The following is a 13,414-nucleotide window of genomic DNA, read 5'->3' as shown; positions in this document are numbered from 1 at the left end:
TAAATATTTCAATTTAATTAGCCATTACTAAATCTAAATAAGATACTTCCAATGGCTAAGAATATAATTAAAACGTAAGAAATATGTTTGTTTTCGCATGATGTTATATGCTCTAATGCAATATTCTGATTATATGTATTTCCCCATACTGCTGTTTTATATAAAATACGATGAGTTGTTAGAGTGACAGATTTATCATTTGATTGTGAAACAATTTTCTCTCCTTCGAATAATGTTAACATAATTAATTAGTTTTAAAGTTGTGAATCAACGAGTAACTTATATTTCTACCATCACTGGTCTTTACACACCAAAAATAGGTCTTATTGCTTTCTACGGTAGCGCTATAGCTGTTTGTTGATGAGCTAATTGGAGTAGTATAACTTCTCACTTTCGCCTCATCCGTGTCAATATAAACTTCATAGGTGAGAATCGAACTATCAGGGTCTGAAACAGTCCACGATAAAGTTATTTTGTTGCTTACAGGTGTAACACTTGCTCCGAATGTTGGAGCAGTTATCGTTGCAGGAAACGGAGGGTAACTGGTAATACCTGCTCCTGCTAAATAAAACTTATTAGAAGAAGAAACTCCTGTTTTAGTTGTCTTTGTACTCTTTGAAGTTATTTGCCATTTGTAAGGCTGTCCACGTGTTAAATTAACCGTAGCTGTTGTTATTGGGTCAGCAACCGTCTTGGTAGTAATGACATTAGTAACTAAATTAGTAATTGCTAACTCATAACTGTCAGTATTGTTGGCTACAGCCCAAGTAAAAACTACATCGCTTGTTGTTGTCGTGATATTTGTACCATCTTCACAAATTGTATTGTTTGATGGAAGATTTAAGCTCACTACATCAGGTGCTTTAATCTCAGGAGTAATAGGCTCGTTGCCTGAACCACCACAGCTAAGTACTAATGCAGAAAGTAAAATCAAATAACCATATTTTAGTTTATTTTGCATCATAACTTAATTACTTTAAAGGATTGACTTACAGTTTTAGAATTAATAGTGATAATGTAACTTCCTTGTGGAACACCACCTAAATCAACGGTAACTTCCCTTGTTTCTCCAACAGTAAGGTTCATTTTCTTGATTGTTACTCCTGACAAATTATTTAAGTTCATAGCAATATTTTCTTCTGTTCCTCCAACGAAAATATGCAACACTCCAAAGGTTGGATTCGGATAAATAAAAGCTTTCTCTGAGATGAAAATTTCTTGCTGATAAATACCTTGACAGTCTTTATCGGTTGTTACACTAATCGTATTAAGCCCAATTGGAAGTACTGTACTAAAGTTGTTGTCGCTTACAGTAGTCGTTTTGCCATTAACATTTACAGAGTAATTTTTAGCTCCTAACATAGCTAAATTGATAATCCCGGTTGAGTTATCTACTTTGGCATAAACGCTTAGAGGGTCAGGTTCGGTAACCTCAATATCAAAACATTGTTTTTGAGTTGGTTCGGAAGCTATGGCAAAGCAAATAGAATATTTCCCTTTCTCCAATCCTGTAATGCTCCAAATACTTGTGCCGACAGGAACAGTCTGAGTATTGGTGTAGCTATTAACCCCTGTAACGGTTACTTGATACGCATAATTGGTATTAGTGATGGTAGCGGATATTTTTCCAGTTTTCTTACCAATGCAACTGGCTGATTCTACCTGCATTTTGAAATTAGTAGAAGCTAAATTATAAATGCTTGGTTTTGTTGAGGTATAATTAGCTGACCATCCATTCGATCTTAATGCCTCGTCAGATAAAAACTCAATATACATACTACCTGTTGTAGAGGTTACTGCTGGAGGCAATGTTGTACCTGTGAATTTTCCTAAAATAGGAGCTGTATTATTGCTTCCATCGTAAATAATCACCCCATCATAATTTAGTTCTGTATCAAAAGCAGTGAAATTTAGAGTAACTGTTTTGGCATTAGTGGGTTGGATGAGCCAAGCACAATTGGAATTATTAGCATATTTGTCAGTACCACTACCATCTGATAAAGTTCCTGTTGCAGTGGTTAGAATTGTAGCAGTTCCATTGCAAAAAGGAGTTTGAGTTGAAGTATAATACCCTGACCAACCTGAATAGTTCAATTCATTATCAGAATAGAATTTAATGTACATACTACCTCCTGTAGAGGTAACTGCATTTGGTATAGATGAACCAGTAAATCTACCTAACAAGGGTGCGCTATCGTTTGAACCATCATAAATTTCAACCGCATCATAAATGGATTTTCCGTCTGAAGAAGCACTTTCTAAATTAAACTCTTTAAAATTAAACGTTACAGTATTGGCTTGTGGAGGTTGTATGAGCCACGAACAATTCATATTGTTACAGTAGTTGTTTGCACCACTACCATCGGTTATTGTTCCATAATCTGATGTATTTAGTGTGGTAACTCCTGAACAATAGGAAGAACCCGTTGATGTGTAGTTTGCTGTAAATCCTTGAGATACTGTTCCGTAATCCGAAACAAACACCACCAACATCTTGCCTGTGTTAGATGTTATTGATGCAGGCAAAGTTGTTCCTGAAAACACTCCTATTTGATTAGTTGCCTGTAAACTATCGTATATAACAATTCCGTCATAATTCAATTCAGTATTAAAGGTTGAAAAATTCAAAGTCACACTGGTTGCACAAGGAGGAGCAATATACCAAGCGCATTGTTGATTGTTCGTGTAATTAGCAGTACCTGAACCATCATCAAATGTTCCTGTTGGTGTTGATAAAGTTGTTATACCACTACAAGTTGGAGTAGTAATAGTTGAAGTATAATTTGCTGCCCAACCACTTGAAGTAGTTGAGGCATCTGAAACAAATTTAACACACATAGCACCAACACCATCACTTGTACTAATTGTTGGAGGAAGAGTATTACCCCACCAAGTAACTAATAATGGATAGGTGTCATCTGGACCATTATATACATATACTTTATCAATATTAGCTTGAGTATTAAATGCTGTGAAGTTTAAGGTGATTTTTGTTGCTCCAGCAGGAGCAATCACCCATTTGCAATTGGCATTGTTACCATAATTCGCTGTTCCACTTCCATCAGAGATAGTGCCATTAATCGTGGTAACTTTTGTAGTACCACTACAATAATTGTTTGGGTCATTACCAATACCAACGGCATACCAAGCTTGTCTTACCGCTGAGTATTCAGTAGAAGGATTTCCAAATAGCTGTTGAGCTGCAAGTAAAGAGCCATTGTAAGCATCTTGATAAGTTGCATTTTGTCCACCTAAATGAGTGGTTAAATTTAAGTAAGCTATTTGGCGAGCCTTATTTAATCCAATTCCTGATACAGAGTATACATTTCCTAAATCATTAGTTCCAGTTCCTCCTTGAGATAACAAATAAAACCAATAATTCTGAACACCACTATTTGTATGAACACCACACTTATCATTCTTTGGGTTTGGGTCACCACAAATGGGATTTTTCCAATATCCATTATAACTATTATAAGTATTAGGTTGTCCTCTTAATTTAGGATTTGACATAGACCTTAAAAAAGAACCTGATGGTAAAGTAACATCTTCTCCAATATTCCAGTTTGCTGAGGTTGGTTTTGCATAAAATTCAACACATGTGCCGAAAATATCTGCAAAGGATTCGTTTAATGCCCCCGATTCTCCTTGATAAGTAAGCCCTCCTAATGCAGGATTTCTATTGGCTATTACCATATGAGAATACTCATGTCCTTCAACATCAAGACCAACAACAGGATTCATTACAATTCCATCTCCCAAGCCAAATACCATAAAATTATACGGACTCGGTGCTGCAAATGCATTATTTGGTAATCCCGCAGTATCATTATTATTAGCAGATTTTATTACATCCAGTGGAGGGTTTAAATAGTTTTTTATTGATGCTCCTGTTCCATCAAAACTATTTCGATTAAAGACATTAAGGTAAAAATCATAGGTTTTTTCCATTCCCCAGTGTACATCCAATGCAGGATTGTTTAGTGTATTTATAGTATAACTTCCACTATTTCCACCAATCGACCAATTTTGGTTACCGACAGAGTTGGATAGAGAAAAGTTACCTCCAAAATCATCTCCCCCTACAGCATCATATTCCCAAAGCTCTACTGTGTATGGAGTTTCTACTAATAATATGTTTAGATTGTCAAAAGTAATGGTAGGATTAGTATCTTTTAAATAATTGGAAGTGTATACAACCGTTCCTTGGGCATTTTTGATTTTTATATAAAATTCAGGCAATTCATCAATAATTGGAGTATACCACCAACTTTGAGATGCTGATGCAATTGTGAATGACTTCAATTGAAGGGTTCCTCCCCAATTAGTTGTGGAATTTGTAAAATCTGTAGCTCCAGTAAACCCATTAAGAGTAAGTGCTGAAGAATTTGTAGCATTGTATGTCTCAATTTTTCTTCCATTATCTCTAAGTCTATAACCACCATTGAAACTGTCTGTTATTATAGTTTGAGCATTGCTATACATGGTTGAAGCTGTAGCAGGAGTATCAATATCATTTAATAAACTTATACTTTTAAGCACACTTCCATCAACAACATCAATGTATACTTCTGACATTGTAAAAGGTTGGTTTGAATCGATTCTTATTTTGTATGCTAATTTAAAATTGTTTCTGTCTGTTTCAGATTGGGCTTTACAAACTATAATTTCAATAGGATATTCCTTTATGATATTATCAACTTTTAAAGACGACTTTGCTTTTTCAAATGCAAATTCTTTAGTGATGTTTATTTGGGTATCAATATATTCAAATTCTGCAACTTGCCCATTTGAAGCATTTAGTTTTCCAGAATTTGAGTGTGTCATCAAAATACTTCCTTCTATAGGATAACCCTCATAATACTGTTGATAGTACTGATGTGAATAGATTGAATCGTCTACTTTTTCATTAATTAATCTAAAAGAATGTTTGGAATTTAGATTAAACCACGTATTAAAATCAATTGAGTTTGTTGCTCCTTTTGCTGTTTTTGAATTTTGGACTTTCTTCGCAATCGGATTGCTTAAATCTTTCAAATCCAACATAAAAGAACCATTTATCGTTTCTATTTTAGTCGTTGGATTAATAGTAGTATCGACAACGGATATTGCAGGAGAAATAACCTTCTTTTGAAGTGTTTTACTCTGAATTTTTGTCTTAAAAGGGTTGTTGATATTAGGTGTTGTAATCTGTTTAACTTGTGCAACAGATGAAGTATAAAGAAGCCCAAATAGGAAAAGGTATTTCAATATTGATAGATGTTTCATTGTCTTTTAAAATTTAGGTGGTCATTTTGAATTGGAATCAGATGGTCAATTTAAATTGGAATAGGAGGTAAATATCACTGGGATTTGAAATTATTTAATTGATTAAATAATTCAATAGGAAAAAATTCGTAAGTAAAATATGGTTCTACAATTTTAAAAACGACATAGATTTGAGGATGTAAGTTAGAACGATATTTTTCTAATTTTTCGCCATTATTTTGTATATAGTGCACCCAAAATTCATCAAACTCATCCGAGTCAAAAGGGGGCATATTAATATATTCATGGATAGGTAAATTGTGAGGCTTGAATTTTTTATTATCCTTTTCTTTGTTCAATTGTTCTACTGATTTCATAGCAATATTTCATTTCAAAATAGACTCCTTGTAGTACTTTTTTTAACTCAATTTGACTCTAATTGAATGTCCATTTGTTTACACCAGACACAACAAAAAACTTGGAAAATTTCTTTTTACTCCAACAGTCTTTAGTATCCGCAAATTTTATATTGAAAGCTTGTGTAGCATCTACACAAAACTGTCCGTCACCAGAACCCCATTCAGTGGCTAATCCTTGACGACCTCTTATGTAAACATTCCCACTATAATTTCCGATATTAATTGATTTATAACTATATGCAGGAATAGTATACCAACCAACTGAAGTCCAACATCTATCGTTATTATTATAATAAGCATAGCAGGCACTTATTTCAGAACCTGTATTATTATAAAATTCAATTGATGTAGCGTTTTGAATTGAATTTGGCTTTGGAGTTTGTATTTGTAATTGATTTCCAAACGAACTAACGGATAGTGAATACAATTCAGGTTCTCCATCAACAAAAAAGCGTTTTAAATAATTATAGTCTAAAGAAGCATTTGAAACATCTCTAAACGAACTTACTGGCATCATAGCATTTCTTGAATCGCCTATTTTAGGTTGGTCAATTACTCCAGCGGCATTAATGAGAACACTTAATTTGTCTGGATTATAAGTATGTCCTAAAGAATTCGTGATAAATCTAACATTATAACCCGACGCAGTAATGTATGTGTTACCATCAGCAAGTAGTTGTTTTTCTACACTTAATTGTTGATTTATAACAATATAATTTCCATTAATGGTATAAGCAACCCTCATATAATTATTACCATAACTAGATAAATCATTCAATACCATTAAACAATCATACTTAATGTTATCGGTGAAGAAGGTAATTTCACAAATAGTAGTCTTTCCGTAAGATTTACTAGACACCATAAATATTGTGAAAAGCAAAATAAAAAATACTTTTTTCATAACAATCGTAGGTTTAAGTTGTTTGTAAGTTGGTGATTTGAAGTTTTTGATTAACTACTAAGTACAATCTTACAAATTAAGCAGGATTGATTAATTAAAGTACAATTTTGCAGTTGTAATTTTTCCTAATTTAGGATTTTATGCTACTTTTGAGGAGGATTAAAACATTTGTAAGACTATGGATATCAAAATCATCTCAGCTAATATTAAAAAGTATAGAGAGTTAAAAGGCTTAACTAGAGAGGTAGTTGCATCAGAACTTGAAATGTCGGTTAGTGGTTACAGTAAGATTGAAAGGGGAGAAATCGACCTGACACTTACTAAGCTTCAAAAGATAAGTGAAGTTCTTGGGGTATCTGCTTCGGACATACTTAATTTTGATGTAACTAATATTTTCAATATTTCTAATAATCAACAAGTACAAGGATTAGGTAGTAAAGAAAGTAACATTACCAATAACCTTAATAAAGTAGATGATTATACCCAGAAGTATATCAAGATGCTTGAAGATAAAATCCAGCAATTGGAAAGTAAATAGTTGACTACTTTAGCAGCTAAAAAAAGTAAATTCCAAATGTTTAAAGGAAAAATAGGCAGTAGTTGCTATTTAGTATTTCGCTTCAATTTAAAACAAAAATTGCTGCAAATTAGTTGCATAAAAAAAATTATTATAAATAATAATTTTTTTTATGCAAAAAGCACGTTGCCTGAAGACTGAGGGTAAAAAAAACGTTTCGACTACTATTTGAACACCATTTTTTCAATCAAAAATCCAAAGAAATCTCTAAAGGAACAAATAGCTAATAATCGTTGAAAAACGCTTTCTTTCTTTTCGTTATCACAGAGTTTTTCTAATGGCTTTTATTTTAGCCTTTTTACTAATAAATTCATTAGGTTGTTCTAATGCTTTTCTTTTACATTTTCTTTTTGGTTTCTTTGCTATTTCTTTAAAAAAATAATACTCGTTTTATTTCGAAATAATACTAAAAAAAACAAACAAAGACTATTAGCTCTATCTAATGTTTTTTTATGTTTTCTAATTGATGGTAATAGTGTTTTTTCTTTCGAAATTCTTCTATACTATTGTTTGTGTTTTTGTGCTTATTAATTCGAACTAACTTTTTTTTTCAATTCAATACAAATTAATAATTCAAATTTGTTTTAATAAAACAACAATTGTTACCTTTGATATATAAGATTTGGGATCTTTAGGCGGTTTGCAAATTGGTGGGGGCATCGATTTAGTATTATCTTACATACAGCAAATCGCCTTTTTTTCTTTAAGAGTTGTTGTGCGTTTTTAGTATAGGAATTTGTAATGATTTTCTAATAGTTGAAACCAACTGAAACAAACAATAATTAAAACAAAACAACAGCTTAGTTTACCTCATTGTATTGGTAAAAAAGAATTAGGTCTTTTTCAATGTCGTATAAAAAGAAAATGTCTTTAATTCTCTTTAAAGAATTATAGAGCTTTTCACTTGGTGAAAATTGTTTAATACCCATGTAAACATTTCTTTTGAATCCGAGTGCTTTGGCTACTTTGGCATCCACTTCAAAGATGTTTTGGTTAAAGAAATGTATCGCTATTTCGTAATTGGTTTTTAATGCCTTTTCGAATTCATATACCTCGTGGTTTTCTTCTCTATCGGATAAGTAATGAAAACGGTTTTTACAACTAGCGTTGCAAAATAGCTTCTTTGGGTTCTCAAAGTATTCGATGACTGATTCACATTCGGGATTTTTGCATTTTCTTTCTGTTCTGTGCATTTTGTACTTTTTTTTAATTATTTTTTTAATTCCATTTGCAAACTTAAGATGAAAAACGTTACATTCGCGTAACTTAAGGTACAAAAAGATGAATTTATTCGAACTTTTCCCAAAACTAATAGAACATCGTGTTCCAGTATCTGCTTTAGATATAGAACCCAGAGTGTTTTTTCATTGGAAAGAAAAAGGGGTTATTGACTATGCTCCGTATATTGATACTCCTGCTCTTGAGCCAAAGGCTAAGAAAGTTAGAAAGTGGGCGCACCTGAATGCTTTTGATATGCTTTGGCTAATGATTGTAAAAGAACTACGTAAATACAATATGGATTTAGAAACCATTATTGAATTGAAAGAGTATCTCAACCAATCTATGTTCAAGATAGGGGAAGACTCATTTAAAGAAATACCCGATGATGTTATCCAAAATAACATTAAAGCGGCTATGCCTGCCGATATGCAAGATGAAATCATGCAGGAAGCCTTAGAAGGATTAACAGCAGAAAAACTAGATGAATTCATGCAGCAAATCGGTGATGTGTTTCAGCCTTTTTATACCATTCTGGGAACTGCCTTTCTTTCGGTATTAATCCATGATACTAATCCTATCTTAATGATAAAAAAGAAGATAAACTCTGATAAATTAGAGTTTGAACTTAGAGTGATAGAAATAGCTTTGGAAATTGATAAGAAAGCTTTTGTTAACCAGCTTTTGAATGATATTAACCAGAGAATTGTACTTAATATTCCCATTAGACCTTTTTTTGAATTTATCTTCGAAGATGAAAGTATGTTTAAATACACGAAAGCCTTTGAGTTTTTCAATGCAAAAGAGCAAAAAATACTCGAAATACTAGATAGTGGTGATTATAAGGAAATCAAAATTACCAAAGATGCAAAAGGTATTTTGACTGTCAAAAGTAAAAGTACAAAAGAAGTGAAAGATGCTAAAGCCAAAGAGATACGACGCTTGTTGGGTTTAAACCAATACCAAACAGCAGAGGTGATTTTTAGAAACGACAAACACTTAGTAATTAATAATACCCTAACACATAAAATTCAATAGTCCTAATAACCCATTAGCACTTCACTACCCAAAGTCAAGCAACATGTAAACCCTACATCTTGATGACCCCAGAGGTAAAATGGAATTTGAAAAAGCCAAACAAATTGTAAACAAAAACAGAGACAAAAAATTAACAGACCAACAAATTAAAGAAGTACTTGCACTAGCAGAGATGTTAGCCAGTTGTACTATTAACAATCTTAAAAAAGCCAGCTTAAAATGAAAAATGTTATACTTTACGTTAGGGTGTCCACTGATGAGCAAGCAGGGAGAGGGTATTCGCTTAGAGACCAAGAGCAGAAGTTGCTTAATTATTGTCAAAACAATAATTTCAATGTGCTCCATATCTTTAGGGAAGACTACTCTGCCAAAACATTCAAGCGACCTGAGTTTAAGAAATTGTTAGAGTACTGCAAGAAAAACAAAAAAGACATACACCAAATGATTTTCATCAAATGGGACAGATTCTCTCGAAACACAGCTGAATCGTATCAAATGATAGGAGTGTTCAATGAACTAGCCATTCAGGTAAATGCTATTGAACAACCACTTGATTTAACCATTCCAGAGCAAGGATTGATGCTTGCGGTATATCTCTCAATGCCAGAGGTAGAAAACCACCGCCGCTCGCTCAATGTTATCTCAGGAATGCGAAGAGCATTCAAAGAAGGACGTTATGTGGGTTATGCACCCAAAGGATACGATAATGGAAAAGATGCCATTAAAAAGCCTCTTTTGATTCCAAATGAGGATGCTAAATACATTCAGGAAGCTTTTGAGCTGATGGCAACAGGAAACTACAGACGCAATGAGATACTCTACAAACTAAAAGCCAAAGGATTTAATTCGAGTAAAACTGCTTTTGCTAAAGTTTTAGACAATCATTTGTATTATGGGGGAGTGTTTATAAAAGCCTATAAAGAAGAGAAAGAAACCATTGTAGAAGGAATTCATGAACCTATCATTACCAAAGCATTATTTGATAAAGTACAGCAAGTGATGTACAACAGAAAAAGAGGGAATCAAAAAGTCCCTAAAGCACACAATGAAAACTTTCCTTTGAAAGGATTTTTATTGTGTCCTGTTTGTAACAAACAAATGAGAGCCAGTACCTCCAAAGGAAGAACGCAATACTATAGCTATTATCACTGTGTGAGTCCTTGTAAGGGAAGATATACATCAGACGAAGTGCACGATATGGTCAATGCTTTTCTATCAGATATCAACTTTGACAAACAATTTCAAGAATTGTATTTTGAAATCATCAAAGAGAAACTAACCGAAGAGACCAAGCAGAAAGCATTAGGAGCAAAGCATTATGAAAATCTAAACTCAATTGAAGACAAATTAATCAAGCTACAAGATTTGTACATCGATGGTGATATGGACAAAGCAGGATACGAATCAGCAAAACAACGTTACGAGAATATACGAGCGGAACTCAAATCTAAAGAAGCAAGCTCAGAGGACAGTAAAAAGCTAGTGGAGCTGTATAAAACCGCTACAGAGAAGTTTGTGGCTATTGATTATCAATACGATAACTCTGATTTAGAACATAAAAGAAGAATAATTGGTTCGATATTTGAAAAAAATATTCAATTTGAAAATAAAAAAGTTCGAACCACTAGTTTGAATCCAATCTTAAATGAAATAGCCAGTATTAATAGGGGTTTACGAGCTAAAAAGAAAAAGGACTTAACTAAAAATTTAGTTAAGTCCCTTATGGTGGAGCAGAGAGGAGTAGTCTCGAACTATTTTAATTCAGATTTGAGACTTTTGCAAAAAAAATGACCCTAAAAAAATTGTAAATCGTCAGCAAAAAGTGTACTGATTTAAGTCAAAACTAAGAGAGTGTTTTCAAAATCCTTAAATTTGAATTATTATGAAAACACCAAGAAAGCAAACAACTGAAAATTACATTAAAGAGATTCGCAGAAACACTAGAAGAATCTTTAGTTCAGAACAGAAAATACAAATCGTTATGGAAGCATTAAGAGCTGAAATGTCTGTTGCAGAATTATGTAGAAAGTATTCCATTAATGAATCTCAGTTTTATAAGTGGAATAAAGAGTTTTTAGAAGCTGGTAAAAAAAGATTATCAGGCGATATAACAAGAGAAGCTACCAGTGATGAAGTAGTAGCACTCAAGAGGGAAAACCAACGTTTAAAAGAAATGGTTGCGGATTTAGTATTACGCTATGATATCGTAAAAAAAAGCTTGGAAATGCTGGATTAACTGATAAATTCAAGAAGTACATGCGACTTACAATATCCGAAAAACAAGAAATCATTCATATGGTAACTCGTTCTGAAATTGGCGTAAATAGAACACTTCGAGAGATTGGAATCAATAAAAGTACCTTTTACAATTGGTATCATGCTTATAGCGAAAATGGTATTGAAGGTTTGTTTCCAAACAAACGAGTATCAAATAGGCAATGGAACAGTATTCCGCAAGAACAAAAGAATCTAGTTGTAAAATTAGCGTTAGACTATCCTGATTTATCCTCACGAGAATTGGCTTATAAAATAACCGATGAACAACAAGTCTTTATTTCAGAATCAAGTGTTTACAGAATTTTAAAGTCAAGAGGCTTAATTACAGCTCCAGCTCATATTTTTCTGAGTGCAAGTGATGAATTTACAGATAAAACAGCCTTTGTTCATCAAATGTGGCAAACTGATTTTACGTACTTTAAAATCTTAGGATGGGGATGGTATTATCTGAGTACGGTTTTGGATGATTACAGCATGTATATTGTGCACTGGGAACTTTGTTCTAATATGAAAGCCGATGATGTAAAAAGAACCGTTGATACCGCAATTCAAAAAGCAAAATTGATTACCAAACAAAAACCAAAGTTACTATCTGATAATGGCTCGTGTTATATTGCAAGTGAACTAAAATCATATTTAAAAGACAATTATCAAATGGAACAAGTGCATGGTAGACCCAATCATCCGCAAACACAAGGAAAGATTGAAAGATACCATAGAACCATGAAAAATGTGGTAAAACTCGATAATTACTTCGCTCCAGAAGAATTAGAAGCTGCTTTGAAAAAGTTTGTTGAACGATACAATAATGAACGATATCATGAATCATTAAACAATTTAACACCTGCAGATATTTATTTTGGAAGAGGAGAAATGATATTAAAAGAAAGAGAAAAATTAAAGAAAATTGCAATTATTAATCGCAGAAATGAGTACCAAAAAATAAAATTAACAACAAATAATAAAAACATTTATCTTTGAATTATTAACTAAATACTCTCTTAGGAAAAGTCCACTTTAGTTTGAAGACATACAGTATCGAGGTTTTTTTGTACTTGATTGTGAATTTTAAAACCGTAATAAAAAGCCTGAAAAACCGTAAAATCTATTTTAATTTTTTTTCAAAATTGCCCTACTTAATTTATTCTTCAATAAGGCTATGTTTTAGTGAGGAGTATTTGGTTTGAATTCTACCCCCAAATTGAATCGCCTGGAGTATTGTCTAGGCAAGTGTGATCTCCTTTCTCACAACAATAGTATAACCAAAATTAGTATTACGTATGAAGAACCACTACTTCTATTTCTTGCTTCTTGCACCTCTTTTTATGCAAGGGCAGTATGCAAACCGAGTTAATTTTACCTATGATGCAGCTGGCAATCAAACGCAGCGATCTTTTTGTTTTTGCAATATCGTACCAGGTGGTAAACAAATAGCAGATATTTCAGTTGTAAAGGAAGAAGATTATCTGAATTTTTTTCCGAATGATGTTTTATCGTATTATCCAAATCCTGTTAAGGAGGAATTGTATTTGAAATGGGAATTGATTAATGATAATCAAGTAACTAAAATACAATTGTTTACGCTTAACGGTCAGTTGTTGAATACTTTTTCAGGTCTTGAAGAGAGTAGGGCACAATCTATTCCTTTTTTACTCTATCCATCAGGAGTTTATTTGGTACTACTTTATTATAAAGATGGAGAACAGAAATCAGTAAAAATTATAAAAGAATAAT

11 protein-coding genes and 1 pseudogene are annotated in these 13,414 nt (G+C 32.8%); 6 read left to right on the top strand and 6 right to left on the bottom strand.

All coding sequences use genetic code 11. The features are described from left to right. Positions 1 to 17: 17 nt before the first annotated feature. The 5 genes from Q0L65_RS09850 to Q0L65_RS09830 all read right to left on the bottom strand — a co-directional run bounded on the left by Q0L65_RS09850 (position 18) and on the right by Q0L65_RS09830 (position 6,570). Entirely contained in the window at positions 18 to 242 is a 225-nt protein-coding gene (locus Q0L65_RS09850; RefSeq protein ID WP_296685830.1) for a hypothetical protein, read from the bottom strand. Between the two features lie 2 nt (positions 243 to 244). Continuing rightward, a complete protein-coding gene (locus Q0L65_RS09845; protein WP_296685829.1) occupies positions 245 to 964 on the bottom strand; it encodes a hypothetical protein in 720 nt (239 codons plus the stop codon). Beyond that, the gene (locus tag Q0L65_RS09840; protein ID WP_296685827.1) at positions 961 to 5,268 is read right to left on the bottom strand and encodes a CUB domain-containing protein; all 4,308 of its coding nucleotides are present in this window, start codon (positions 5,266 to 5,268) and stop codon (positions 961 to 963) included. The genes Q0L65_RS09845 and Q0L65_RS09840 overlap by 4 nt, the downstream gene beginning before the upstream one ends. 74 nt (positions 5,269 to 5,342) lie before the next feature. Continuing rightward, the gene (locus Q0L65_RS09835; protein ID WP_296685826.1) at positions 5,343 to 5,624 is read right to left on the bottom strand and encodes a hypothetical protein; all 282 of its coding nucleotides are present in this window, start codon (positions 5,622 to 5,624) and stop codon (positions 5,343 to 5,345) included. Positions 5,625 to 5,682: 58 nt separating this feature from the next. Next, positions 5,683 to 6,570: a DUF1036 domain-containing protein gene (locus tag Q0L65_RS09830; RefSeq protein ID WP_296685824.1), complete on the bottom strand. Its 888-nt coding sequence runs from the start codon at positions 6,568 to 6,570 to the stop codon at positions 5,683 to 5,685. 178 nt (positions 6,571 to 6,748) lie between these two features. On the opposite strand from Q0L65_RS09830, the gene Q0L65_RS09825 reads away from it, so the two are divergent. Beyond that, positions 6,749 to 7,108 (top strand): helix-turn-helix transcriptional regulator, encoded by a 360-nt coding sequence (locus Q0L65_RS09825; RefSeq protein ID WP_296685822.1) that lies wholly within the window; start codon positions 6,749 to 6,751, stop codon positions 7,106 to 7,108. 839 nt (positions 7,109 to 7,947) lie between these two features. Here the strand turns inward: Q0L65_RS09825 and Q0L65_RS09820 are convergent. Further along, positions 7,948 to 8,340, bottom strand: coding sequence for a hypothetical protein (locus Q0L65_RS09820; protein ID WP_296685819.1), 393 nt, complete (start codon positions 8,338 to 8,340; stop codon positions 7,948 to 7,950). A gap of 88 nt (positions 8,341 to 8,428) precedes the next feature. Between Q0L65_RS09820 and Q0L65_RS09815 the strand changes: the two genes are divergently transcribed. The 5 genes and pseudogenes from Q0L65_RS09815 to Q0L65_RS09795 all read left to right on the top strand — a co-directional run bounded on the left by Q0L65_RS09815 (position 8,429) and on the right by Q0L65_RS09795 (position 13,413). Then, the gene (locus Q0L65_RS09815; RefSeq protein ID WP_296685817.1) at positions 8,429 to 9,403 is read left to right on the top strand and encodes a hypothetical protein; all 975 of its coding nucleotides are present in this window, start codon (positions 8,429 to 8,431) and stop codon (positions 9,401 to 9,403) included. Positions 9,404 to 9,482: 79 nt separating this feature from the next. Beyond that, entirely contained in the window at positions 9,483 to 9,626 is a 144-nt protein-coding gene (locus tag Q0L65_RS09810) for a hypothetical protein (protein WP_296685816.1), read from the top strand. Continuing rightward, positions 9,623 to 11,194: a recombinase family protein gene (locus tag Q0L65_RS09805; RefSeq protein ID WP_296685814.1), complete on the top strand. Its 1,572-nt coding sequence runs from the start codon at positions 9,623 to 9,625 to the stop codon at positions 11,192 to 11,194. Before Q0L65_RS09810 ends, Q0L65_RS09805 begins: the two co-directional genes overlap by 4 nt. Before the next feature lie 91 nt (positions 11,195 to 11,285). Further along, a pseudogene (locus Q0L65_RS09800) lies at positions 11,286 to 12,661 on the top strand (IS3 family transposase). Between the two features lie 299 nt (positions 12,662 to 12,960). Then, positions 12,961 to 13,413 (top strand): T9SS type A sorting domain-containing protein, encoded by a 453-nt coding sequence (locus Q0L65_RS09795; RefSeq protein WP_296685812.1) that lies wholly within the window; start codon positions 12,961 to 12,963, stop codon positions 13,411 to 13,413. Position 13,414: the final 1 nt, after the last annotated feature.

The organism is Flavobacterium sp. (genome assembly GCF_024642105.1).
Lineage (GTDB): Bacteria > Bacteroidota > Bacteroidia > Flavobacteriales > Flavobacteriaceae > Flavobacterium.
This window is presented reverse-complemented; position numbering and strand designations above follow the sequence as displayed.